Below are 25,813 nucleotides of genomic sequence, written 5' to 3' on the forward strand. Positions count from 1 at the left end.
CTTTTTTAGTGAAAACTCAACAATAACTCCCTTTTTTGAGTGATATTTCACCAAAAAATGATTTATTTACCTTAACAACAGGGATCTATTTCAGTAATGTTAAGGCTAGTCATAAATCTGTCATAAAAGTGCATCATAATCATTTTGACCCTCTATATACATTACACAGGATAGAGTATGGCAAGGCGTATTCTTGTTGTTGAAGATGAGACCGCAATTCGAGAGATGATCTGTTTTGTTTTGGAACAAAATGGTTTTCAACCTATTGAAGCAGAAGACTATGATTCTGCATTGAGTTTTCTTATCGATCCTTACCCTGATCTGGTTTTATTAGATTGGATGATCCCTGGTGGATCAGGCTTGCAGGTAATAAAACAGATGAAGCGGGAAAGTAATACCCGTGATATTCCCATTATTATGCTAACGGCAAAAGGGGAAGAAGAAGATAAAGTACAAGGCCTAGAGACGGGCGCTGATGATTATGTTATCAAACCGTTTTCACCTAAAGAGCTTGTTGCTCGAGTGAAGGCGATTTTACGGCGTTTATCACCGATGTCAGCGGAAGATGTTATTGAATTCAATGGACTCGGTCTTGATCCTGTTTCTCATCGAGTGACAAGTCAAGATAAGCCGATTGATATGGGCCCCACCGAATTTAAACTCCTACACTTTTTTATGACACATCCTGAACGCGTATATAGCAGAGAACAGCTGCTAAACTACGTTTGGGGAACCAATGTTTATGTCGAAGACCGTACTGTTGATGTGCATATTCGTCGTTTACGTAAGGCTATTGAAGAAGATGGCCATGACAGAATGATACAGACAGTACGTGGAACGGGATATCGTTTTTCTGCCCGTTTCTAAGTCAATATGGGAGTAATCGTCAGGTGTTAGAACGACTATCGTGGAAAGCCCTCGTTTGGGGGCTATGTCTATTTTGCTTGCCTGCCTTTATATTATCGCTTTTTATTGGGCATCTTCCTTGGTTGCTGGTGGCATCGCTTCTCAGTGCCCTTGTGTGGCATGCCTATAATTTGCTGAAATTATCTAAATGGTTATGGTTAGATCGCTCTGTATTGCCTCCGGAAGGGAGAGGGGGATGGGAGCCTATTTTTTATGGTATTCGACAGACCCAACAACGTAATCGTAAACGACGCAGAGAATTAGGCGACTTAATTAAACGTTTTAGAAGTGGGGCTGAAAGTTTACCCGATGCTGTTGTGATGATGACAAATGAAGGGAATATTTTTTGGTGTAATAGTCTAGCTCAACATCTATTAGGCTTTCGTTGGCCTGATGATAATGGGCAAAATATTTTTAACTTATTACGTTATCCTGATTTTTTGCACTATTTTACCGCAGGTGATTTTAGTCGCCCCTTAACTATTTCACTAAATAATGGCTCTATTGTTGAGTTTCGTGTGATGCCATATAGCGAAGATCAGCGCTTGATGGTGGCGCGCGATGTAACAGAAAAAAATAAACTAGAAAACTCACGACGTGATTTTTTTGCTAATGTCAGTCATGAGCTAAGAACACCACTAACCGTTATTCAAGGTTATCTTGAGATGATGGAAGAAAATAGTGTAGCAAAACCCGCAGAGCATAAGGCGATAGTTACGATGCAAGAGCAGGCTAAACGTATGGATACGCTTGTTCAGCAACTCTTACAGCTTTCTCGTATCGAATCCGCTCCTCATATTGATTTAAACAAAATTGTTGATATTCCTGCCATTTTGGCTTTATTACAACAAGAAGCGAACTCACTAAGCCAAGGTCAACATCAGATTGTTTTTGATGTTGATGAAGAGTGGGCTGTTCGTGGTAATGAAGAGCAATTGCGTAGTGCTGTTTCTAATTTAGTGTATAACGCCATTAATCACACTGAAGAGGGCACAACAATCAAAGTGAGTTGGAAGAAAATACCCCAAGGTATGTTATTTAGTGTTTCAGATAATGGGGCGGGGATCAGCGCTGAACACTTAACACGTTTAACAGAGCGTTTTTATCGCGTAGATAAAGCTCGCTCTCGTCATTCTGGCGGTACTGGTTTAGGTTTGGCGATTGTGAAAAAATCGTTGCTTCATCATCACTCTCAATTGAATATTGAAAGTAAAGTAGGTGTTGGGAGTACGTTCTCTTTTATCCTTCCTCAAACATTGCTTACTGCTAAAAAAACACACTAGCAGAATGTCTTTTTTAAAGCCTTTATCACTTCTATTCAATCAGTGATAAAGGTTTTTTTGTCCTTTTTTAATCTTTTTAATATCAATAAAAACTAATATCGTAGCGTTAAATTTTAATATTATTAATTAATGGTAACTTTAAATGACGCTAATATTCAACATTATTGGTGATAAAATGCACAAATCATATCATGCATATTCGATGATATATGACAGTTATAACTAGCTCTGAAAAATAGTTTAGATGATTCTTCTGGTTTTTAGATTGGCTATTGCCTTTTTTCATTATAAAAGTTTTACTTGTGACCAGTTATCGGCAATTTTTTCTATTTAGCACCTAATTGCTCTACATGAAATGATTATATATGGACATTATCCTGAATAATGATGGTATGAGCCTAAATAGATATTGTTGATTTTATGTTGCGCTATATTGGCGTAATTTAACCATTATTGTAACTATATATTAACAAAACTTATGGCACATAGATTAACTTCCAGAGATATTCTGGCATTAGGGTTTATGACATTCGCCCTCTTTGTTGGCGCTGGCAACATTATTTTTCCTCCAATGGTGGGGTTACAATCAGGCGAATTTGTTTGGACAGCAGCAATTGGCTTTTTGATCACAGGGGTAGGTTTACCTGTTTTAACGGTTGTCGCATTAGCAAAAGTCGGTGGTGGTATCGAGGCATTAAGCACACCTATTGGTAAATCAATGGGATTATTATTAGCTATTGTTGCCTATCTTGCTGTTGGACCTCTTTTCGCAACTCCTCGTACTGCAACGGTTTCTTTTAAAGTGGGTATTGCCCCTTTAGTGGGTGATACAGAAATGTCATTGCTGATTTATAGCATTGCCTATTTCTTAATTGTGATTGGTATTTCACTTTATCCCGGTAAGTTATTAGATAGTGTTGGTCATATTCTTGCGCCTATTAAAATTCTGGCATTAGCAGTATTAGGTGTGGCTGCGGTGTTTTGGCCTGCTGGTGGCGTGATCCCTGCCACAGATGCTTATCGTGAAATGGCTTTCACTCAAGGGTTTATCAATGGTTATCTCACCATGGATACCTTGGGGGCGATGGTTTTTGGTATCGTGATTGTTAATGCTGCCCGCTCTCGTGGAATAGATAACTCTTCATTATTAACACGTTACACTATGTGGGCGGGTATTATTGCGGGCGTATTATTAACAGCTATTTACTTAAGCTTGTTTAAATTAGGCTCTAGCAGTGGGAGCATTATTCCAGGGGCGCAAGATGGTGCTGATATTTTACACGCCTATGTTCAGTACACTTTTGGTGACTTCGGTAGCTTCTTCCTTGCTCTACTGATTTTCTTAGCCTGTATGGTGACGGCAGTTGGTTTAACTTGTGCATGTGCTGAATTTTTTAGCCGTTATTTGCCCATCTCTTACCGTACATTAGTGTTGATTTTAGCGATATTCTCAGCGGTTGTTTCAAACTTAGGATTAAGTAAACTGATTGCGTTTTCGATTCCTGTGCTGATTATGATTTATCCACCTTGTATTGTGATTATTTTGATGAGTTTCACTTTACGTCTGTGGAATAATCCAAGCCGTATTATCGCGCCAGCGATGGCTGTTAGCTTATTTTTCGGTATTTTTGATGCAATAAAAGCCTCTGATTATCTGAAACATTTATTACCAGAGTGGGCAACTAAATTGCCATTAAGTGAGCAGGGATTAGCATGGCTCATTCCTGTATTGGTGACAATTGTTGTGTGTGGTATTTACGATAAGGTTGCAGGCTCACCGAGTAAAAAAGTGATCCAGACTGAAGTGACTAAATAAGCGATAAAGCACATTGATTTAAACATAAAAAGGGAAACGAAAGTTTCCCTTTTTGTTGGAATTAAAGTAAGTGCTGGTTCTCTTTTAAACGGTCAGCCAGTGTTTTTTCTATATCTGTTTGTACTAATTTTGATACATCATATTCTTTGGCAAGTGATGAGAATCGAGCAATAACATCAACGGTATGATGAATATACGCTTGTGCTTGTTGCCAACTTTCAAAACCAGCTATTTCAGCAAGCTGCTTTATTGTATTTAATGGTGGCTTTTTACCATACCCGCCAAATGAAGTGATATGCTCATTTCTTGGATTGGGGTTATAGGTCACATCATAAAAAGGTGCCGGCTCCCAGTGCCCATCATCATATTGTAGAAATGACCAGTTTTTACTGTGATCATCTTGATTAGAAGCGAATAGATTAAAAATAGCTCGTCTAAACTGGAGTTGTCCGGCTGAAACTGATTTGCATAGTACGCGGTTTACTTTGATTAAATCTTCGTAATCCAAAGAAGGTAGCCTAAAATCAGCATCTAATAATCCGCATGCACTGTGCATGATTAAACGCCCTGATTTACCTGAGCTATTTGTGACACGATCAAAGCGTTTTAGCGCTAACCAAGATTTTCCATCACTGTTTTTAGGAACATCAATAAGTTGCCATTGTGGGGGATTGAGCTCTAGCTCTTTTGCTAGGATGAGATAGATCGCTTCACATAGCCCTTCATCGTGGCCAAGAGGTAAGTTCTTAGACGTAAATTTGATCAGCCATGATTCATCACCTTCTTCTTCATACGTTTTACATTGATTAAAATCCCCTTGCTTAAAATAAAGCAACGCTTTAGGTCTAGCTCCGCCGGAGCTACCAACAATAGCAAGTTCAGATAAAACAATTTCCGTTTGACCATCAAATACAGCTTGTGCTTCTAAACCTAAATTAATTAAATCAACTTCAAACTGTTCATCTATTTGATAGTCAGAGACTGGTAAATAAGATAATCCTCCCATACCTTTATTACCAACAAAGGCTAACCTATCCATCGTTGTAATTTCATGCGGTTGTATACCATGTTGGCGGAATATTCTATCTTGCAATAAGCGTCCCCATCCATCAGGTAAACTATCTGAGAAAAGCCCTTGCAAATTGCCATGAGGTTTTTTAGGTGCTATTTGTAAATCCGTATTATTCTGTAGATTAAAAGGTGAACTATTACCAAATTGTGTTAGGTAATGCGCATCATATTGAAAAAATACACCACTATGGTTTTGTACCAATGTTCCCATTAAAACAGAGTCACCTGTAGATAACGTCCGTGTCACATTTAGCTTTTGGATTGGCTTAAAACTCATCTTGTAATACCTCTTCAATAGTCCTTGGCATACGTGGTTTATTTACTTTCTTAGGATCAACAACCGCATAAAGATTATTTAAATCATCAAGGCATTGCCAAAGTAACAGTAACTGGCGTAGTGAAATTTTACCTTGTAATTCAAACTTTTTGATAGTTGAAGCAGGAACTGTACTACGCTCGGCAAGTTGTTCGCGTGACCATTTTTCTTTTTCACGCAACTTTCGTAAATGAGAGGCAAAGGCTCGACTAACATCGAGATCAGTAAGTAATGTGAGTTTCATTTGTTAGCCTCAAATAGATACTATAATGTCTAATTATAGCAAAAAATAGCTATTTTGGACATTATAGTATCTATTTGATTTAAGAGTAGAGCAAACAGTTTAGCTTAGATTGCTCATTAATTTTTATCTGTAGAATACTGTTTTTCTGCCACAGGCTGTTGGTTTTCATCTAAATAATAATGAACTCCAGCAACAATATCATCTTCACCTTCATAGAAAATTTTAAAACGAGTGCGATTGCCATCATGATAAGCAATAACTGCACTACCGCCTTTTCCTAAGCAGAATTGATGTAGATTACCTGTTGAGATACAAATACTGTCGTCGCCAGATACCGTGACTTTACAATTATCACCAGTATTAATCGCGACAGAGTTTTGTCCGGTTACGTTGATTTGTGCTAAATCACCTGTGTTAGTGACTTTCGCGCGATCTTGCGAGGCAGTAATAAAATTACGCATGCCACTGTTTGCGATATGAACACCATTACCAGAGGCATAAATTTTGACATCATTGCCGCTATTACAAATGCGAGAGCGTCCACCTAAGCTGCCAATACGACATTGATTACCCGTATTACATACTTTTCCTGCAAAACCCGTATTCATCAATTGATTACTATAACCTGTGTTGGCAATGCTGTTTTCATCGCCAGAAAAAGCCACAATATTATTACTCCCACACAAAGCAAGATCGGTACTTAATTGCTGACTTTTTAAGATCAATTGATGCCATTCGGTAGAAAATTGAATATTTTCAGATGTTGGCAAAGTATTGTGATATGGCAGGCGTTGTAATGACACGCCTTGTTGTTGTTCATTGCCGAGCAGGAACAAGATGTTTTCCATGACTTCTTGTTCCTGTTTGGCAAAGGATGCTTCACTAAAATGACGTAAATAAATATATTGAATAAAACTCTCTATCCACTGTGTACGGCGCTGTTTTATTAACTCACTATGGATAGCACTGTAAGTGCCTCCATCAGGAAAATAACGTAAAAACCAACGATAAAGTGAAGTTGAAACATGCAGTTGTCGTAAGTCTTCTTTTGTTAATGTGATATTTTCCTTTGAAGGGACTGACATGTAAGCTCCTTAATCCATGTATCAATTAGTGTCTGTGGTAACCGTCAACCATACTGCGAAATGTTTGGAACGGGGTTCTGCCTGTTGTACACAGATACAGGTGACCAAGAATAAAAAAGACACTACATACGGCTAATACTTGGTGTGCGATCAATAGCCATGCTTTAAACATCACTGCATCAGCAGGAATAAATGCTGGATTTTGCAGTAAAACGCCCGTTATCAAAAGGAGTGGGACTAATGCGTACATCACACCTAAATAAGCCATTTGTTGCAGTGGATTAAATTTAACATTCGGTGTTGCTGGGAAGGGGTGATCTTCGCCTTTGATAATGCCGTAGAGGTAAAAACGAACTTGCATTAAGGTGCGTTGTAACCAATTTTTGCCATCAATGCGGTAAAACTTGCCATTACCACCAACAAGGTTAATCAGTACGAAGGATAACCAGCAAACTAATAGTAGATAACCACAGATTTCATGCACGCTAACTAATAATGCCGTATCGTGTGCAGAAAGTAGGGCGAAATGGTTAATACCACCACTGAGAAGCAACAGAATAAATAAAGAGGCATTACTCCAGTGCCACAAACGCACTGCTTTAGAGTAAAGATAGAGCTTCTCTTCTTTATGAGACTCACCGTGTGGTGTGGCAAAGCGATAACGCAAGAAGCCATGCAGTGCGAGAACAAGCAACATCCCCACTAAGAGCACCCCTGCAACAATTAACCAAAGTGGTAAATAGTCAGGCGTATAGATTAAGACATACTCTTTTAGTGAGGCTTGAAATTGCTCGGCATTTGGCATGATATTAACTGCACTCATACTTTACCCTCCTCTTGAGAATGAGGCCCTACACGACGATAGAGATGTGGTTTTCCTACGCCATCGAGTTGATAGATATAGTAATCATGTGTTTTGAGCCATTCTTGAATTTGAGGGCTGTCTTCTCTACCAAATAACAAGGCATTTTGTGGACAAGCGCTCACACAAATCGGTGGGAAACCTTTTTGTAATCGAGACTCAAGACAAAAATCACATTTATCAGCAACATGTGTCACAGGGTTAAGATAACGGACTTGGTATGGGCATGCTGATATACAATAGCTACAACCAATACATTTCTCTTTATTAACACGAACAATGCCATTGGTTTCATCACGCCAAGAAGCACCCGTAGGACAAACTGGGATACAAGGGGCGTCTTCACATTGCTGGCAAGAGTGTCTAAAGAAATGGTATTTATCGTTATCTTCTTTGAGGCTTAATGGAATATGAGCAATATCCATTCGAGCCATTCCATTGGGTACTTTATTTAATCGACGACATGCAGTGGCACAGATATTACAGCCATTACAGAGCGTCTCATCGTGGATCATGGCATAGCGGATAGGTTTTTTTTCTGCAGTTGCTGCAAGCGCACTTCCTAGTGGCGCACTGAAAAAAATGACCGATCCCATACCTGCTACAAATTTACGGCGAGAAACACGCATTATTTTTGCTCCTCAGTCTGATGATGTTGTAATACCCACATCGAATTTCGTTGATAAGGCAGAACGTTAAGGATTTTCATGTTGTTCTACCTCAATCCATTCAGTTAAGCCTCGTGCTTTGCCGTAACTCATTAACGTATTGCTAAAGAGATAAGGGGCATCGTTGGACGCTAAAACTTGCTGAATATCCTGAAAATCAGGGTGAGTTTTCATCAGTGTCAGTGCATCTTCAATCTCTGAAGCCGTGTACTGAAAAGGTTCAGACATCAACATGCTTTGTTTCAATGGTCGAGGATAGGTTTCACATTCAAAACGAACCACACCTGCAATTGCTGTACAAATATCCGCATAGCGGTTTAGTAATTGCAGTTGTGCGAAGTTATCTGACATAAATTCATCTGAGTAGAAATAATCCTCGCCATTGAGACTTAAATGGGCGATATCAATAAACTCGTCGCTCTTTAACGCGGTTTCTAACTGCGCAATATCTTCTTCTGTTAGAGAATAGGGCGCATCATACAGCGTTGAAATTGCTAATAGTTCACCTTCTTTTGAACATTGACGTATCGCATTCGCTAGATGTTGTTCGGCAGATAATTCTGCTATCTCTGCAACGGGTTCTTCTACGATATCCGTTGAGGTGTTAGCACTACGTCCAACACCGGTTTCTGATAGTGGCAGTAACCAACGGCGACGAGAAATATCAGGTTGCTCTAAAGCAATATCTGCATCATCAGCGATATCTTGTGGTATAGAAGCCGATGCACTTTGTTCTATCATCATGATCTCCTTCTTTTACCTATTAACTTGGTAATAAACCACGAGACGCTAAATCATCTGCAACATCTTGTAATCCAAGGCGAACTAAAGTTTCTTTTGTTGGGCAACCTAATTTAGGGTCCCAGCCCATTTCTTCATAGAACATGGTGAGAGAAAGCTGCATATCTTCTCTGTCCATTTTGTCTGTACCTTCAGTAAAGACAGGAATATCAGGATCTTTATCAAATACCCATGAACAGATTTGGTCATGCTCATTGCGCATATCCATAGTGTTCATTAATTTAACGGTATAAGCACGGTGTAAGGTGAAGATACGCTCTGAGGCTAAATCCAAATCTTTAGATGTGGTTGGTTCACCTGTGATCGCCGTGAAGAATTTGGCTTCCATTTCAAGATCACCACGATAGTTACGGCTCTTATGAGGGGAAACCGTCATCGGCCATACCCAGTTACATAAAGTGACGGCATCGTGTAAGCAACTACGTAAGAGAGTCCATTTGGTATAAGCAATTTTTGCTTTATTAATTGGTGTGTAGTTTTTGGTTTCATCAAAAGCATCACCAGAGCCAAATAGCTCACCTGCAATCTCTTTTTGCAATTTCAGCGGTAAACCACTACCGATATAGTTGATATGGGTATGTGTCATCGCGTCGCGGTTAAACATACAGTTAACGATAGAACCAACTTGTGCAGAGGCTTCATTGGCGTGGTGAATTGGGAAGCCCATTGGTGACCAAAGTTTATTTTTCTTGTTACCCCAATACTCTTCACCTAAATTCCAACGCTGAGCCATCAGGTAAGATCCATCGGCAAGGTGGCTAAATTCACCTTTACGATGCGCTAAACGGTAATAGAAATCTTTGATAAATTCTGGGTTACCTTCTTCCAGTTTATCCCAAGGAATATCGTTATATTCTTCTTCAGAAAGCACACGTTTAAAGACGCCGTGGGTATAACAATAAGTGAAGTCACGATGGAGTTGACCGTAGTTACACCATAATCCCATATCATCAAAAATATTCAGACCAACGAGATTACCAACAACGTTGCCATCCCCTTTTTTCTCAACATCTTTAGGGCCATTAGGGAAAATGGTGGTGTGAACAAAGTTTGCAACGCAGGTATTACCCCCAGTTTGCGGTACACCAAATTTTTTCGCTTGTGGAACATTAAGCTGCGCCATACAACGAATAGGGCAAGAGTGGCAACCTCCCATTTTGACCGTGTATTCTTCAGCTTCAGGACCAAGGTCAAAGGTGGATTTCATGGTTCTAAAACCAACGGTATTGATATCACCAGGAGGAATTTCACCCGTTTCGATAGGTCCGCCTTCAGCCGCACCCCAGAAAAGTCCTTTGCGTGCAGTCCAGCGAGAACCTGGATGAGAATATTCAGCCCATGATTGTGGTGTGCTTGGTACAACGTGGTTATTATTAGAACCAATTAATTGCGTCATCATGTAGTCGTTAAGTTCTTTTAACGCTTTACGATCTGCAACGTTAACGCCTCGGCTACCTTCGACAACAATCGCTTTTAATTTTTTTGCGCCTAACACTGCACCAACACCCGCACCACCACTGTGATTACGGCTATTAATAATGCCAGATAACGGGACTAAGTTTTCACCCGCAGGACCAATTGCGGCAACACAGGCTTCAGGGCTAGTTTGTGCGCACAGCTCTTCTGTGGTTTGACGAACGCCTTTACCCCATAAGAAAGAGGCATCTTCAATAGAAACTTGGTCATCATCAATATGGATCCAAACAGGTTTATCTGATTTACCTTCAATAATCAGAGAGTCATAGCCTGCAAACTTCATCCATGCTGCGAAAAACCCACCCATATGAGCGTCAACAACGAGGTTGCCACGAGTAAAGGTGGAAAGAGAGGTGATATTGACGCGAGAGCTACAAGGTGCGCCAGATCCAGTTAAAGGACCTACTGCAAAAACAACTTTGTTTTCTTCATCAAAAGGTTTAACGCCGGGAGCAACCTCTTCGTACATGATTTTGTAGCCAAAGCCCATACCACCAATCAAGAATTTATACTTGCTTGAGCTTTCACGTGTGATGGCACCGGTAGTTAAATTGATTCTTAGAATATTTCCAGTCCAGCCGTTAGTCATAATATTGCTTCCTAATCTAAATGTGGTTCAGTGATGTGATTGTCTGGATTTATTAAACAGTAATTTCTTTCCATTCAATGATTTGCAGAGCACCTGTTGGGCACGCTGATGCACACTCACCACATAAATTGCATTTGCCGGATTTTTTAGTTTGTGGGTTGACGGTTGCCATCATCCACGGACAAGCTGTTGTACAGGCGGCACAACCAATACAACGACGTGTATCAACGACAATACAGCCGAACTCTTCTTGATAACGGATAGCTTTGACTGGGCAGACCTTCATACATTCAGGATCTTTACATTGGCGGCATGTATCCGTTGTAAAGTTTAAATCGCCATAAAGTCCACCACCGGAGCCAATACCTTTATCACCAAAATAAAAGTGACGATGGATTTTGGTACGTGAGAAGAATGATCCAACGCTTCCATCATTCCATGTTGTACATGCTGTTTCGCAGCGGTGGCATCCTGTGCAACGCGCTCTATTTGTGACTAAAACGCCTTTAGGTGTTGTGGTTAATTGAATTATTCCGCTGTCTATTTCTTCTTGCTTACAACCTAAAAGAGAAAGCAATGCGGGTGCTATCGTGATCCCTGCAAGCCCTTTACCGGATATTCGCAGAAACTCTAGTCTTGATAGCCCAATATCTAATATTGGACGATGATGTGTATCAGACATTAATATTTATCTCCGCTTAACTAATTTTATTAAGAAATAAGTTGTGATGATAAATTCTTTATTTACCCGCTTGCCTTATCGTTATATAAAAATATAATAACGGTATCGTTAGCAGATAGATTATAGATTTCAACTCTTTTTATGATTAAAAAACACGTTGTAAGAAAATGTTAAATATTTGTATTTACAATGTGTTATATCATTTTTTTTACGTATTTTTATTATCCTTTCTGATAGTGTGGTTATTAAAAAATTTATTCTGTGATTACTATCATAGAAATAAAAACAATTCGTGTTATTTAATTTATTTAATTAAATGATTATTATTTTTATCTGTAATTACGAAAGAGAATAACTACTATTTATATATATTCTATTATTGAAACTAAATTAAAGGTGATTTGTTCTTGTATTTTATTTGATGTTATTATTTTAATAACAAATTGATATTCGATATTAATTATCGATTAAATTAAATATGAGTTTTGATTATTATTAATAGCTGTAAATATGAATAAATTGTAAAACCATGACTAGATCATTTTTATAATAGAAAAACCTTATCTAATTAAGAGAAGGTTTCTTTTGTGGTAACAACACAACAAAGAGATATTGATAAAGCTAAAAATCACTAAAGCGTTTGGTTTAAAGCCCCACATTCACGACCCACGGCGGCGAGCAAATCAAAAGGATGGTCAGTCTTTACTTGAAAGCGAGCCTGTATTCTGTCAATAATCGCCTCGGAATCAGGCAGGAGGTTACTAAAAAAGTTGTAAACTGCACTTCCGGTGATACGTCCGTGTTGCAAAGGCAGTGATAATGAAATTGCTCGTGAACCAGGCTCTTCTAACCATCCCTCTGCGTACTGGAATGACATTCCACCATCAGTATTTTTGTACAGAGTACCAACCAAATCCCCATTCATTGCAACAGACAATACCTGAGTTCTCATTACTTACCACTCCTTACTCCAAGTTTTACCCTCATTCAGGGTTGAACCTCGCTTCACGACATGAAGCTCCAGATCCAAAGACGCGAGAATTTTGAATAACGTTTCGAGTTTTGTTGATTCGGGTTTGTTCTCAAAATCAGAGACGGTGGTTTGCTTGATACCGACTTGTTTTGCGGTTTGTGCTTGGGTAAGTTTACTTTGCTTGCGTTTATCACGCATTGCAGCAGACAGCATCGCTGGTGTTGTCACCTTCATTTTGACCTCCGATGATATATCCCCTATAGGAGATAAAATCAATATATCCCTTGTAAGGGATAAAATGAGTCTCTAAAGCGGATAAAGCGGTTTTAACCTATTCAGGGGCGTTATGATGAAGGTTTTAGAGATGTTTCGACTGCTATGCATTGATTCGCAAAGGTGATTTTCAAATATCGATTGTATTTGGGTATAAAAACCCCCAGTAATTGGTTGTCCAACTGCTGGGGAGACTTCATTTTTATTTTTTTGAAATTAGTGAATTTAGATATTAGTAACCCACAGCTTTACCAGCAGGGCGGCGCACATCATTTGATCCATAAATATAACCTTCACGCACTGCTCCAGAAACAGCAGAATCATTGCCTGATGAAGTTGGGATCACGCCTTCTTCTCCGGGGAGTCCAACCATAATCAATTCAGCAGCTCCCCATGGAGTTTGTTCTACCATTTTATATCCCATGGTAGAAAGTTTTTCTAACGTGTCTTTTGATAACCCTCGTTGTTCATAATAAACCTCATCAGGTAGCCATTGATGATGAATGCGAGGGCTATTAACGGCTTCTTGCGGTGGCATACCAAACTCAATGATATTAAGTGCTGTTTGTAAGGTGATTGAGATAATTCGTGAGCCTCCCGGTGATCCTAATATTAAGAAGGGTTTGCCTTCCTTCGTCACAATGGTTGGGCTCATTGATGATAATGGGCGTTTTAATGGGGCAATGCTATTACGTTCACCTTGTACTAAGCCATAGAGATTTTTCTCGCCAACTTTGGTTGTAAAATCATCCATTTCATTATTGAGGAAAAACCCCGTTCCTGGCGCAATAACAACGGCACCGAAACGACCATTTATAGTATAAGTGGTTGAAACTGCGTTGCCATTTTTATCTATAACTGAGTAGTGTGTTGTTTCAGGGCTTTCATGAGGTGCAATACCAGGTTGTACATTTTCTGATGGAGTAGCTTTATTGGGTTTTATTTGTTGGCGAATTTCAGTGGCATAAGTTTTACTGAGTAACTTTTCTGTTGGATTATTAATAAATTGAGGATCGCCAAGAAAAGTGTTTCTGTCCATATAAGCGTGACGCATTGCTTCCGTTAGTGTATGAACATATTCAGCTGAATTAAAGCCCATCGATTTAAGATCATAGCCTTCCAAAATATTCAATGTTTGGCAGATAGTGACTCCGCCTGAGCTGGGTGGTGGTGCAGAAATAAATTCATAACCCCGATAAGTACAGGTGATAGGTTTGGTCTCGGTGATAGTGAAGTTTGCGAAATCATCTTTAGTTAGCATTCCCTTATGCTGTTTTGAGGCTTCTTCTACTTTTTTAGGAATTTTACCTTGATAAAAAGCCTCTGCACCTTGCTCTGCAATAAGCTCAAGCGTATTGGCTAAGTCAGTCTGAATTAAGCGATCACCAGGTTGCCATGGTGTTCTATCTGGTTTTAAGAAAATTTTTGCCGATTCAGGATCTTGTTTAAAGCGCTCTGTTGTTGTTTCTAATACATCGGTATCAGCACGCGTTAAAATATAGCCTTCTCTTGCAAGTTTAATCGCAGGTGCCATCACTTCTTGGCGTGAAAGGGTGCCGTATTTTTCTAATGCAGCATCAAGCCCTTTTACCGTACCAGGTACACCTGAAGCGAGATAGCCATATAAACTGGCACCTTTAATTAAGTTACCTTCTTTATCTAAATACATATTTTTAGACGCTGTGGCAGGCGCGGTTTCCCTGAAATTAATAAAGGTATTTGTGCCATCAGCAAGGTGTATTGTCATAAAACCACCGCCACCAATATTACCGCAGCAGGCATTTACGACAGCTTGCGCATAACCAACTGCAACGGCGGCATCAATCGCATTCCCCCCTTTTTGTAAAATATCATTCCCGACTTGTGATGCTAAATGTTGAGAAGAGACAACCATACCATGTTGTGCTTCAACCGCGGGTTCATAGGCAGCATAAAGTGAATGTGAAAAAAGGGCGGTGAGTAACAGCAGGTGAGTCTTTTTTATAGTAATCATTATTATCTCCATTTATAACAGGGAGTTATATTTAATAAATACAAATATAGAGTTTTACGCTGTTATTAATACGAATTAACAATTGCGTAACAATAAGTATAGAGAGAGGTTATTGGTGATGAGAATTTTTTTTGATGTGATGATCACAAAACTATCTTTAAGCAGGTAAACAATAAGCTTGAGTATAACTAATTGCAGTAATAAATAGAGTTGATAAGAAATAAATAGATAAGTGCTGAATAAATAAAAAAAGCCTGTTTTCACAGGCTTTTAGAAAAATAGTAGCTTACTGGAATATTACAGTTTGCCAGAGTTTGCTTTCAGGTATTTAGCAACGCCGTCTGGAGATGCGCCCATACCTTCTTGACCTTTTTCCCACTGTGCAGGGCAAACTTCGCCGTGTTCTTCGTGGAATTGCAGTGCGTCAACCATACGGATCATTTCATCGATATTACGACCAAGTGGTAGATCGTTAACGACTTGGTGACGAACAACACCTTCTTTGTCAATCAGGAATGAACCGCGCAGAGCAACGCCTGCTTCTGGGTGTTCGATGCCGTAAGCTTTGATGATGTCATGTTTGATATCAGCAACCATTGGGTATTTAACTTCACCAATACCGCCATCATCAATTGGGGTTTTACGCCATGCGTTATGAACGAATTCAGAGTCCATTGAAACACCGATGATTTCAACGCCACGTTTTTTGAATTCTTCAAAACGGTGATCAAATGCAATCAGCTCTGAAGGGCAAACAAAAGTGAAATCCATTGGCCAGAAGAAAATAACGGCAGGTTTGCCTTTGATAAATGAATGCAGGTTGAAATCATTAACGATTTCGCCATTACCTAAAACGGCAGCAGCTGTGAAATCAGGGGCTTTGCGAGTAACCAGAACCATAATGTACTCCTGTAGATTGAAAGAGTTTGTACTCGTCATATTTCAAGTTGTAGCGTTGTTGACTGCGTTCATTCGCACTAGTCACATACTATTGTACGCTCCTAGAGACTCATTCGCACTAGTCACATACTATTGTATGCTCTTAGCGACTTATTCACTTGTCGCCTAGCTACACCTCGAACTATTTAGAGTAAATTCAAGGGGTATACCCTGTTTTTAAATGATGCATACAGCATAAATAATCAATCGCTATTGATAAAGTTAAACAGAACAATCTATTTGATAGATTATAACTATCAACTTAATACAATAAAGTAGGATTATTTATGACTCCTTGTATAACGATTCATTCTAATCAACTTTGGAAATGAATACTATGCTTGTTAACAAATCGTTACGAATAACATGATAAATTGACTTAGCATCTCTTTGATATATCAAATGTAATTCTACAATATGACAAAAAGATGAAACTCAATATGGTAGTTAAATGTATCAGTCATCAAGTTGGTGATGTTGTGCTCTTTCTAGCAATTGTGGATAAAACTGCCAAAAAATTTCACTTAGTTCGTCATAGTGGGTTTCAAGAACAATATAAGAGCCAGCTAGTGCACTTAATCGTGGTCTTCTTCTTGCCATTCCTTTCAATGTTTGAGCAATATATGCCTTGTCAGCATAACGAATTAACCAAGATTGTGACCATAGATACTCATTAAGCTCTTGGAATTTTTCTGGTGTTTGCCATAAATCAGGTTCAATAATATTTCGGGTCTTGGTAACAAATTCAATCAACGGTAAATCTGGTTCAAATTTCAACCAATTTAAAGAAAGAAAATGATCCCAAAAAACATCTAAGGTAATTGGTGAAACTCGGCGATATTCATCAGGAAATAAAAGGCGAGCTTGCTTGACTAATGGGTGAGTGTCTGTAAGCACATCAATGCGTCTATGCATGCGAATGCCCTCAATAACAGCTTGGCTGTAATCAGAGCTAGGTGCGCCTTTAACGTAATCGGCCATCATATTGCCTAATAGAGAGCTTTTTGCCCTAAAGGCCAGATGTAAGTGAGCAAGATAATTCATCACATCATCATAGCGCTTTTTGAATAAAAAAGGGCTTCTTTCTTGCACTGATAAGCTGGCAGCACTAGACTAGTCCGCCTGTTTTTTATGAAAGTAGTCGTTTAATTATGCGTGTATCAGACTTTACATTTGAATTGCCAGAAGCCTTGATTGCTCACTATCCACAACCTCAACGCAGTGGTTGTCGTTTGCTCTCTTTAGAAGGTGAGACTGGTGCTTTATCACACGGTATTTTTACCGATGTGTTAGATAAAATAAATGCCGGTGATCTACTGGTTTTTAATAATACGCGGGTGATCCCTGCGCGTATTTATGGACGTAAAGCGTCAGGTGGTAAAATCGAAGTACTAGTTGAGCGTATGCTTGATGAACATCGCGTCCTTGCTCATGTTAGAGCCTCCAAATCACCGAAAGAAGGCGCTGCGCTTGTGCTAGGTGAAGATGAAAGTGTACAAGCAACTATGGTTGCACGTCATGATACACTTTTTGAAATTCGCTTTGATGATGAAAGAGATGTTCTAACTATTCTTAATAGTATTGGGCATATGCCTTTGCCTCCTTATATTGATCGTCCGGATGAAGAATCCGACAAAGAGCTTTATCAAACGGTTTATAATGAGCGTCCAGGCGCTGTTGCAGCACCTACTGCGGGATTACACTTTGATGAACCATTACTTCAAGCCTTAAAAGAAAAAGGTGTTGAGATGGCGTTTGTCACACTGCATGTAGGGGCGGGAACTTTCCAACCAGTGCGTGTTGATAATATCGAAGAACACACAATGCATTCTGAATACGCAGAAGTACCACAAGAAGTGGTTGATGCTGTATTAGCGTGTAAAGCGCGTGGTAATCGAGTGATCGCTGTGGGGACAACCTCTGTTCGTTCGTTAGAAAGTGCGGCTAAGGCAACAAAAGATGCGTTAATAGCACCTTTCTTCGATGATACCCAAATCTTTATTTATCCGGGTTATCAATATCAAATTATTGATGCATTGATTACGAATTTCCATTTGCCTGAATCGACTTTAATCATGCTGGTTTCTGCTTTTGCTGGGTATAAAAATACCATGAATGCCTATAAAGAAGCGGTTGAGCAAGAGTATCGTTTTTTCAGTTATGGTGATGCGATGTTTATTACTTGTAATCCTTTAGCTATCAATGAAAAAGTAGGACAAGAATAAAGATTTATTATTCTTTTTAACGTTTTTCTTCATTTTATGAATTGTTATTTCAATTTTATTGCTTAATCCCTTTGACTAAGCACGGGTTTTTGTTGAAGTAACATATACAGCCGTCTAACAAATGATTAGAATGTGCTGTTTTTTATTGCGCATTGGACTGTTTTTCTGATGCTTGGAGGATTAGTGAAATACGAATTAGACAAAACCGACGGTAATGCTCGCCGCGGTCGCCTTATTTTTGAACGAGGTGTTGTTGAAACACCTGCATTTATGCCAGTGGGTACTTACGGCACAGTAAAAGGAATGACTCCTGAAGAAGTAAAAGCAACAGGTGCACAAATTCTTTTAGGCAACACTTTCCACCTATGGTTACGCCCGGGTCAAGAAATCATGAAGTTACATGGTGATTTACATGATTTTATGCAATGGCAAGGCCCTATTTTAACGGACTCAGGCGGCTTCCAAGTCTTTAGTTTAGGCGCAATGCGTAAAATTAAAGAAGAGGGTGTGCATTTCCGTAACCCTATTAATGGTGAAAAGATTTTCTTAAGCCCAGAAAAATCAATGGAAATCCAATATGATTTGGGTTCTGACATTGTGATGATTTTTGATGAGTGTACGCCATATCCTTCCGATTGGGATTATGCGAAAAACTCAATGGAGATGTCATTACGTTGGGCTAAACGTAGTCGTGCGCGCTTTGATGAACTTAATAACAAAAATTCATTATTCGGTATTATTCAAGGCGGTGTTTACGAAGATTTACGCGATATCTCCGTAAAAGGACTAGTCGAAATTGGTTTTGACGGTTACGCTGTCGGCGGCCTTGCGGTCGGTGAACCTAAAGAAGATATGCATCGTATTTTAGAGCATGTCTGCCCTCAAATTCCTGCGAATAAACCGCGTTATTTAATGGGTGTCGGTAAACCAGAAGATTTAGTTGAAGGTGTTCGTCGTGGTATTGATATGTTTGACTGTGTTATGCCAACACGAAATGCACGAAATGGTCATCTGTTTGTAACTGATGGTGTGATTAAAATTCGTAATGCGAAACATCGCTCTGACACATCAACGCTTGATGAACATTGTGACTGCTATACCTGTAAAAATTATAGCCGTGCTTATTTACATCATCTTGATCGTTGTAACGAAATTTTAGGTGCAAGGCTGAACACTATCCACAACTTGCGTTATTATCAGCGTTTGATGGCTGAAATTCGTCAGTCTATTGAAGACTCGCGTTTTGAAGAGTTTGTACACGAATTCTACGAACGTATTGGAAAACCCGTCCCACCGCTAAATGGCAGTGCGACTAAGTGTGAATAATGTATACGAGAAAGCCCAATTCTGTGTATGATATTGGGCTTATAACTTGAATATCGTCGATATCGACAACAATGAGGAAAAGTGAATGAGTTTTTTCATTTCTGATGCTGTTGCTTCTGCTGGACAAGCAGCACCTGAAGCTAGCTTTATGTCTATTTTACCGATGTTAGTGATCTTTATTCTGATTTTCTATTTTATGATCCTACGTCCACAGCAAAAACGTACTAAAGAACATCGTAAACTGATGGATTCTATTGGTAAAGGTGATGAAGTTTTAACGACTGGTGGTTTAATTGGTCGTGTTGTTAAGGTTTCAGATAACGGCTATATCGTTGTTGCTCTGAATGAAACAACTGAAGTAACTATCAAACGTGACTTTGTTGCCGCTGTATTACCTAAAGGCACAATGAAAGCTATTTAATAACATTTCCCCAAAGGGAAAAGGGAACTGCCGTGCTAAACCGTTATCCTTTGTGGAAGTACCTGATGTTGATAGCCGCTATCCTCATCGGTCTGCTTTACGCACTTCCTAACCTATATGGTGAGGATCCGGCTGTTCAAATCACTGGCGCGCGGGGAACCGCCGCCAATGAGCAAACACTGGATCAAGTTCGATCTTTATTAGATAAAGAAAAAATTGAAGCGAAATCTATTGCACTTGAAAATGGTGCGATTTTGGCTCGTTTCGGTAACCCTGATATTCAGTTACGTGCCCGCGAAGTGTTGTTGCCTGCATTAGGTGACCAGTTCATTGTTGCACTTAACCTTGCACCGGCAACACCAAAATGGTTAGAAGCCATTGGCGGTGAGCCGATGAAACTGGGGTTAGACTTACGTGGTGGTGTTCACTTCTTGATGGAAGTCGATATGGAAACCGCGTTAGGTAAACTTCAGGAACAAAATGTTGAAAGTCTACGTACATTATTACGTGATGAAGGCATTCCGTATTCATCTATCCGTAAAACGGATAACTATGGCGTTGAAATCCGTTTCCGTAATTCGGATGATCGCGCTAAAGCTTCAGATTACCTAACTCGTCGTAATCAAGATCTCATTTTTAGAGATGGCGCAAATAACTCGTTAAGAGCTATTTTTACTGACGAACGTTTACGTGATGCGCGTACTTATGCAGTACAGCAAAACATCACTATCTTACGTAATCGTGTTAACCAGTTAGGTGTTGCAGAGCCATTAGTTCAACGTCAAGGCGCTGACCGAATTGTTGTTGAATTACCAGGTATCCAAGATACCGCTCGCGCTAAAGAAATCTTAGGTGCGACAGCAACATTAGAATTCCGCTTAGTCAATACCACTGTTGATCCTTCTGCTTTAGAAACGGGTCGTATTCCGGGTGACTCAGAAGTGAAATATACCCGTGAAGGTATGCCAACCATTCTTTATAAACGCGTTATTTTAACGGGTGACCACATTACTGACTCAACTTCTCAAGCTGATGAATATGGTCAACCTCAAGTGAATATTTCACTTGATAGCGCGGGTGGTTCTATCATGTCTAACTTTACGAAAGACAACGTCGGTAAACCGATGGCAACATTGTTCGTAGAGTATAAAGACAGCGGTAAACGTGATGAGAATGACCGAGCTGTATTAGTTAAAAGTGAAGAAGTGATCAACGTTGCGAATATTCAAAGTCGTTTAGGAAATAGCTTCCGTATTACGGGTATTTCAAATGCGAATGAAGCACGTCAATTGTCTCTGTTATTACGTGCTGGTGCGTTGATTGCACCTATTCAAATCGTTGAAGAAAGAACGATTGGTCCAACTTTGGGGCTGCAAAATATTACCCAAGGTTTAGAAGCGTGTTTATGGGGTCTGATTGCGTCTGTTGCCTTTATGATAATTTATTATCGTAAATTTGGTGTGATTGCGAGTACTGCATTAATGGCAAACTTAGTGTTAATCGTTGGGGTAATGTCACTATTACCAGGCGCAACACTGACTATGCCGGGTATTGCAGGTATCGTATTAACACTTGCCGTCGCCGTCGATGCCAACGTACTGATAAATGAACGTATCAAAGAAGAGTTACGTAATGGTCGATCAGTACAACAAGCAATCCATGAAGGTTATAAAGGTGCCTTCTCCAGTATTATTGATGCGAACTTAACCACATTAATTACAGCTGTGATCCTTTATGCAGTCGGCACCGGCTCAATTAAAGGCTTTGCTATCACAACTGCAATCGGGGTTGCAACATCCATGTTTACCGCTATCGTCGGTACTCGTGCGATTGTAAACCTGTTGTATGGTGGTAAACGCGTTAAGAAACTGTCTATTTAAGGAGCACGTTGTGGCACAGGATTATACTGTTGAACAATTAAACCATGGTCGTAGAGTCATTGACTTTATGCGTTGGGACAACGTCGCCTTTAGTATTTCGTTTCTGCTTTTGATAGCGTCAATTGCTATCATTTCCGTGAAAGGATTTAACTGGGGACTGGATTTTACAGGTGGTACAGTAATTGAGATCAATCTCAGTCAACCAGCCGACCTTGATAAAATGCGTGATAGCCTAGATGCAGCAGGCTTTAAAGATCCTCTATTACAAAACTTTGGTAGCAGCCGCGATATTATGGTGCGTATGCCTCCTGTTGAAGGACAGGCTGGTCAAGAATTAGGTAAGCAAGTCATCGATGTCATCAATGCTAAAGTTGATAACGATGCTGTGGTAAAACGTATTGAATTTGTGGGGCCTAGTGTTGGTAGTGAATTGGCTCAAACAGGTGCAATGGCGTTGTTATCTGCACTTATCTGTATTCTTATCTATGTTGGATTCCGTTTTGAGTGGCGTTTGGCGTTAGGTGCAGTTATTGCACTTGCGCATGACGTAGTGATAACACTGGGTGTTCTTTCACTGTTCCACATAGAAGTTGACTTAACCATTGTAGCGTCATTGATGTCTGTTATCGGTTACTCACTAAACGATAGTATCGTTGTATCAGACCGTATTCGTGAGAACTTCCGTAAAATTCGTCGAGGAACATCATATGAAATTATGAACGTTTCTCTTACACAGACATTAAGCCGTACCATCATGACATCAGCAACAACATTATTAGTTGTATTAATGCTGTACATCTTTGGTGGTTCAATGCTTCAAGGCTTCTCTTTAGTTATGTTAATCGGTGTTTCAATCGGTACTATTTCTTCTATTTATGTGGCTTCTGCATTAGCACTGAAAATGGGAATGAAACGTGAACACTTGATTGTACAAAAAGTGGAAAAAGAGGGTGCAGATCAGACAACACTCTTACCATAATAGAGCGTTTTTCTGATAAAACATCGCAAACACCCTGCCAGTGTATACTGACAGGGTGTTTTTTGTTCACTGAACAGGTACACTGTTTATGAGTATTGTCAAAAGTAGGAATAACTATGCATTGCCCATTTTGTGGAGCCGTAGATACCAAGGTAATTGATTCCAGACTTGTTGGTGATGGTTCACAAGTGCGCCGTCGTCGCCAATGTCTTGTTTGTCATGAACGTTTTACTACCTTTGAAGTAGCAGAGTTAGTGATGCCTCGTGTTGTGAAAAGTGATGAAATACGTGAGCCTTTTGATGAAGAGAAACTTCGTCGAGGTATGCTTAAAGCGCTAGAAAAGCGTCCAGTGAGTTCAGACGATGTTGAAGCTGCGATAAGTCATATCAAATCACAATTAAGAGCGACGGGTGAAAGAGAAATCCCTTCAAAAGAAATTGGCAATTTTGTTATGGAACAACTAAAGAAACTCGATAAAGTGGCTTATATTCGCTTTGCTTCTGTTTATCGTAGTTTTGAAGATATCCGTGATTTTGGTGAAGAAATTGCAAAATTACAGGATTAATACATTAATACTGTCCTTTATTTAATGATTTGAAAAATAACGATAAATAATAAAATTACATGTAATTATTATGATAAATAACAACAGCGACAATCCAAGTGAAAATGAAAGCCTGCAGGATGAACACTACATGCGTCGAGCTATTGAGCTTGCAGCATTAGGTCGTTTTACAACATCGCCTAATCCTAATGTGGGGTGTGTGATTGTAAAAGAGGGTGAGATTATTGGTGAAGGTTATCACCATCACGCAGGTGGCCCTCATGCTGAAGTCAATGCATTAAAAATGGCAGGAGATAAAGCAAAAGGGGCAACAGCTTATGTCACTCTTGAGCCTTGTAGCCATTTTGGTAAAACACCGCCTTGTGCTGATGCTTTGATTAATGCAGGTATAAAACGCGTTGTTGCTGCGATGCAAGATCCGAATCCTCAAGTTGCTGGACGAGGCTTACATAAGTTATTAACAGCAGGAGTCGATGTTTCTCATGGTGTTTTAATGCAAGAAGCTGAAAAACTTAACGTTGGCTTTTTTAAACGCATGAGAACGGGTTTTCCTTATATTCAGCTCAAAATGGGCGCATCTTTAGATGGTAAAACGGCATTAGCATCAGGTGAAAGCCAATGGATAACCTCTAAAGCATCTCGTCGGGATGTACAAAATTTCCGAGCTCAAGCTAGCGCTATTTTAACGACAAGTGCAACCGTGCTTGCTGACAACCCTTCTATGAATGTACGTTGGGATGAGCTTTCAGATGAGATAAAAGCCATTTATCCGGAAGAAACATTACGCCAACCTATTCGTATTGTGGCTGATAGCCAAAATAGAGTGACTGAAGATCATAAAATCACTCAAATTGAAGGCGAATGCTGGTTGGCGCGTACAAAATCACACCCAAGTGACTGGCAGGGGAATGTATCAGAAATCCTATTACCAACGAATGGCAAAAACAGCGGTGTGGATTTAGTTTTATTAATGATGCAATTGGGTAAACGCAATATCAATACTGTATGGGTTGAAAGTGGGGCTCATTTTGCTGGCGCATTATTAGAGGCTGGGCTTGTTGATGAGCTTATTATTTATATTGCACCTAAAATTTTAGGCAATGATGCGCGTGGATTATTTACACTTTCTCCACTATCGTCATTATCAGAAGCACCTGAATTTACAGTAGATTCTCTTCAACAAATTGGCTCTGATATCAGAGTTTGTTTAAAACCTCGTTATTAATAGACGCAAATAAGTGTGTCTACGGCGCTATTTGTAGTAAAATGGCGCCGTGTGTGTTATTTCCTGTCGTTACGACATCGTTATCAGCCAACTAAATACCTTGATTTATCAAGGGTTTTTGGCTCCTTTACTGTGTGATAATAAAACAGAGCGCAGTAAGGGAAAGAATATGATAAAATCCGCGCCCCCGCGGATAGGAGAAAAAAGTAACCTATGAACGTAATCAAAGGTGTTGTCGCGGCGCCAAACGCACGCGTAGCAATTGCAATTGCCCGTTTTAATAACTTCATCAATGACAGCCTATTAGAAGGTGCGGTTGATGCATTAGAACGCATTGGACAAGTTTCCTCTGAAAATATTACCGTCGTTTGGGTTCCAGGCGCTTATGAGTTGCCATTAACGGTTAAAGCATTAGCCGAAAGCGACAAATACGATGCAGTTATCGCATTAGGTACTGTTATCCGTGGTGGAACCGCACATTTTGAATACGTTGCTGGCGAATGTAGTTCTGGTTTATCTCAAGTTGCGATGCAAAGTGAGATCCCTGTGACTTTTGGTGTTTTAACCACTGAAAATATTGAACAGGCTATTGAACGCGCTGGAACTAAAGCGGGCAACAAAGGTGCTGAAGCGGCAATGACAGCACTTGAAATGATCAATGTACTTAAAGCCATAAAAGGCTAATCATCTGTTTTAACTTAAGGGGAATTTTGTGAAACCTGCTGCTCGTCGTCGTGCTCGTGAGTGTGCTGTTCAAGCTATCTACTCATGGCAATTATCCGGAAATGACATCGCGGATGTGGAATTGGAGTTTTTATCCGAGCAGGATACCCAAGGTGTAGATATTGCTTATTTTCGTGAGCTTTTAGTGGGTGTTGCCATTAATGCAACACGTTTAGATAAGGCGATGGAACCTTATTTATCCCGTCAACTTGAAGAATTAGGTCAAGTTGAAAAAGCAATTTTACGTTTAGCAATGTTTGAACTTAGCTTCCGTGAAGATGTTCCTTACAAAGTTGCGATTAACGAAGCGATTGAACTGGCTAAGGTATTTGGTGCTGACGATAGCCATAAATTTGTTAATGGCGTGCTTGATAAAGCTGCACCAACTGTACGTAAAAAATAACGTTTTTCACGTTTCCTCTATGGTAAATAATTCAAGGCCGGTATTTCCGGCCTTTTGTTTAATAAAACTCATTTAGTATGCACAGCTA

At 39.7% G+C, this 25,813-nt stretch carries 25 protein-coding genes; 12 read left to right on the forward strand and 13 right to left on the reverse strand.

Annotation, left to right across the window (positions count from 1 at the left end; genetic code table 11):
- Positions 1–177 precede the first annotated feature (177 nt).
- The 3 genes from phoB (at position 178) to brnQ (ending at position 4,005) form a co-directional block, all read left to right on the forward strand.
- Positions 178–867 carry a phosphate regulon transcriptional regulator PhoB gene (gene phoB / locus ACNART_RS04595; protein ID WP_075673984.1) on the forward strand — a complete coding sequence of 230 codons (690 nt, stop codon included), beginning with the start codon at positions 178–180 and terminating at the stop codon, positions 865–867.
- Positions 868–890: 23 nt separating this feature from the next.
- Positions 891–2,189, forward strand: a complete 1,299-nt coding sequence (gene phoR, locus ACNART_RS04600) for a phosphate regulon sensor histidine kinase PhoR (RefSeq protein ID WP_109371774.1) — start codon at positions 891–893, stop codon at positions 2,187–2,189.
- A 478-nt stretch (positions 2,190–2,667) separates the two neighbouring features.
- Positions 2,668–4,005 carry a branched-chain amino acid transport system II carrier protein gene (gene brnQ, locus ACNART_RS04605; protein ID WP_198619333.1) on the forward strand — a complete coding sequence of 446 codons (1,338 nt, stop codon included), beginning with the start codon at positions 2,668–2,670 and terminating at the stop codon, positions 4,003–4,005.
- Positions 4,006–4,066: 61 nt separating this feature from the next.
- Here brnQ and ACNART_RS04610 read toward each other — a convergent pair whose 3' ends face one another.
- From ACNART_RS04610 to ACNART_RS04670, 13 genes are all read right to left on the reverse strand, one after another.
- Positions 4,067–5,353 (reverse strand): type II toxin-antitoxin system HipA family toxin, encoded by a 1,287-nt coding sequence (locus ACNART_RS04610; RefSeq protein ID WP_198619334.1) that lies wholly within the window; start codon positions 5,351–5,353, stop codon positions 4,067–4,069.
- Positions 5,343–5,636, reverse strand: a complete 294-nt coding sequence (locus ACNART_RS04615) for a helix-turn-helix domain-containing protein (RefSeq protein ID WP_198619335.1) — start codon at positions 5,634–5,636, stop codon at positions 5,343–5,345. Before ACNART_RS04615 ends, ACNART_RS04610 begins: the two co-directional genes overlap by 11 nt.
- A gap of 116 nt (positions 5,637–5,752) precedes the next feature.
- Positions 5,753–6,721 carry a protein YdhT gene (gene ydhT, locus ACNART_RS04620; RefSeq protein WP_198619336.1) on the reverse strand — a complete coding sequence of 323 codons (969 nt, stop codon included), beginning with the start codon at positions 6,719–6,721 and terminating at the stop codon, positions 5,753–5,755.
- Positions 6,722–6,746: 25 nt separating this feature from the next.
- A complete protein-coding gene (gene phsC / locus ACNART_RS04625; RefSeq protein WP_109371768.1) occupies positions 6,747–7,544 on the reverse strand; it encodes a thiosulfate reductase cytochrome B subunit in 798 nt (265 codons plus the stop codon).
- Entirely contained in the window at positions 7,541–8,212 is a 672-nt protein-coding gene (locus tag ACNART_RS04630) for a 4Fe-4S dicluster domain-containing protein (protein WP_109371766.1), read from the reverse strand. The genes phsC and ACNART_RS04630 overlap by 4 nt, the downstream gene beginning before the upstream one ends.
- A gap of 66 nt (positions 8,213–8,278) precedes the next feature.
- Positions 8,279–8,992, reverse strand: a complete 714-nt coding sequence (locus ACNART_RS04635; RefSeq protein ID WP_232799373.1) for a YdhW family putative oxidoreductase system protein — start codon at positions 8,990–8,992, stop codon at positions 8,279–8,281.
- A 22-nt stretch (positions 8,993–9,014) separates the two neighbouring features.
- Positions 9,015–11,117, reverse strand: coding sequence for an aldehyde ferredoxin oxidoreductase (locus tag ACNART_RS04640; protein ID WP_109371762.1), 2,103 nt, complete (start codon positions 11,115–11,117; stop codon positions 9,015–9,017).
- Positions 11,118–11,169: 52 nt separating this feature from the next.
- Entirely contained in the window at positions 11,170–11,799 is a 630-nt protein-coding gene (locus ACNART_RS04645) for a ferredoxin-like protein (RefSeq protein ID WP_006535141.1), read from the reverse strand.
- Positions 11,800–12,430: 631 nt separating this feature from the next.
- Positions 12,431–12,751, reverse strand: coding sequence for a HipA N-terminal domain-containing protein (locus ACNART_RS04650; protein WP_198619339.1), 321 nt, complete (start codon positions 12,749–12,751; stop codon positions 12,431–12,433).
- Between the two features lie 3 nt (positions 12,752–12,754).
- Positions 12,755–13,006: a helix-turn-helix domain-containing protein gene (locus ACNART_RS04655; RefSeq protein WP_198619340.1), complete on the reverse strand. Its 252-nt coding sequence runs from the start codon at positions 13,004–13,006 to the stop codon at positions 12,755–12,757.
- Between the two features lie 271 nt (positions 13,007–13,277).
- Positions 13,278–15,038, reverse strand: a complete 1,761-nt coding sequence (gene ggt / locus ACNART_RS04660) for a gamma-glutamyltransferase (RefSeq protein ID WP_198632088.1) — start codon at positions 15,036–15,038, stop codon at positions 13,278–13,280.
- Between the two features lie 297 nt (positions 15,039–15,335).
- The gene (locus tag ACNART_RS04665; RefSeq protein WP_072069413.1) at positions 15,336–15,938 is read right to left on the reverse strand and encodes a peroxiredoxin C; all 603 of its coding nucleotides are present in this window, start codon (positions 15,936–15,938) and stop codon (positions 15,336–15,338) included.
- A gap of 495 nt (positions 15,939–16,433) precedes the next feature.
- A complete protein-coding gene (locus ACNART_RS04670) occupies positions 16,434–17,021 on the reverse strand; it encodes an ACP phosphodiesterase (protein ID WP_109372071.1) in 588 nt (195 codons plus the stop codon).
- A 107-nt stretch (positions 17,022–17,128) separates the two neighbouring features.
- Between ACNART_RS04670 and queA the strand changes: the two genes are divergently transcribed.
- From queA to nusB, 9 genes are all read left to right on the forward strand, one after another.
- Entirely contained in the window at positions 17,129–18,202 is a 1,074-nt protein-coding gene (queA, locus tag ACNART_RS04675) for a tRNA preQ1(34) S-adenosylmethionine ribosyltransferase-isomerase QueA (protein WP_099074190.1), read from the forward strand.
- 183 nt (positions 18,203–18,385) lie between these two features.
- The gene (gene tgt / locus ACNART_RS04680; RefSeq protein ID WP_036911729.1) at positions 18,386–19,528 is read left to right on the forward strand and encodes a tRNA guanosine(34) transglycosylase Tgt; all 1,143 of its coding nucleotides are present in this window, start codon (positions 18,386–18,388) and stop codon (positions 19,526–19,528) included.
- A gap of 85 nt (positions 19,529–19,613) precedes the next feature.
- Positions 19,614–19,949: a preprotein translocase subunit YajC gene (gene yajC / locus ACNART_RS04685; protein WP_006535133.1), complete on the forward strand. Its 336-nt coding sequence runs from the start codon at positions 19,614–19,616 to the stop codon at positions 19,947–19,949.
- Between the two features lie 32 nt (positions 19,950–19,981).
- Complete coding sequence (gene secD, locus ACNART_RS04690; RefSeq protein ID WP_109371754.1) at positions 19,982–21,829, forward strand: protein translocase subunit SecD; 1,848 nt, start codon at positions 19,982–19,984, stop codon at positions 21,827–21,829.
- 10 nt (positions 21,830–21,839) lie between these two features.
- Positions 21,840–22,808: a protein translocase subunit SecF gene (gene secF, locus ACNART_RS04695; protein ID WP_198619343.1), complete on the forward strand. Its 969-nt coding sequence runs from the start codon at positions 21,840–21,842 to the stop codon at positions 22,806–22,808.
- Between the two features lie 116 nt (positions 22,809–22,924).
- Positions 22,925–23,374 (forward strand): transcriptional regulator NrdR, encoded by a 450-nt coding sequence (gene nrdR / locus ACNART_RS04700; protein ID WP_006535128.1) that lies wholly within the window; start codon positions 22,925–22,927, stop codon positions 23,372–23,374.
- Positions 23,375–23,444: 70 nt separating this feature from the next.
- Positions 23,445–24,599: a bifunctional diaminohydroxyphosphoribosylaminopyrimidine deaminase/5-amino-6-(5-phosphoribosylamino)uracil reductase RibD gene (ribD, locus tag ACNART_RS04705; protein WP_368927378.1), complete on the forward strand. Its 1,155-nt coding sequence runs from the start codon at positions 23,445–23,447 to the stop codon at positions 24,597–24,599.
- A 213-nt stretch (positions 24,600–24,812) separates the two neighbouring features.
- Positions 24,813–25,283: a 6,7-dimethyl-8-ribityllumazine synthase gene (ribE, locus tag ACNART_RS04710; protein ID WP_036932916.1), complete on the forward strand. Its 471-nt coding sequence runs from the start codon at positions 24,813–24,815 to the stop codon at positions 25,281–25,283.
- A gap of 28 nt (positions 25,284–25,311) precedes the next feature.
- Positions 25,312–25,725, forward strand: coding sequence for a transcription antitermination factor NusB (nusB, locus tag ACNART_RS04715; protein ID WP_006535124.1), 414 nt, complete (start codon positions 25,312–25,314; stop codon positions 25,723–25,725).
- Positions 25,726–25,813 lie beyond the last annotated feature (88 nt).

Source organism: Proteus sp. LHD240705, from assembly GCF_047921555.1.
Classification (GTDB): domain Bacteria; phylum Pseudomonadota; class Gammaproteobacteria; order Enterobacterales; family Enterobacteriaceae; genus Proteus.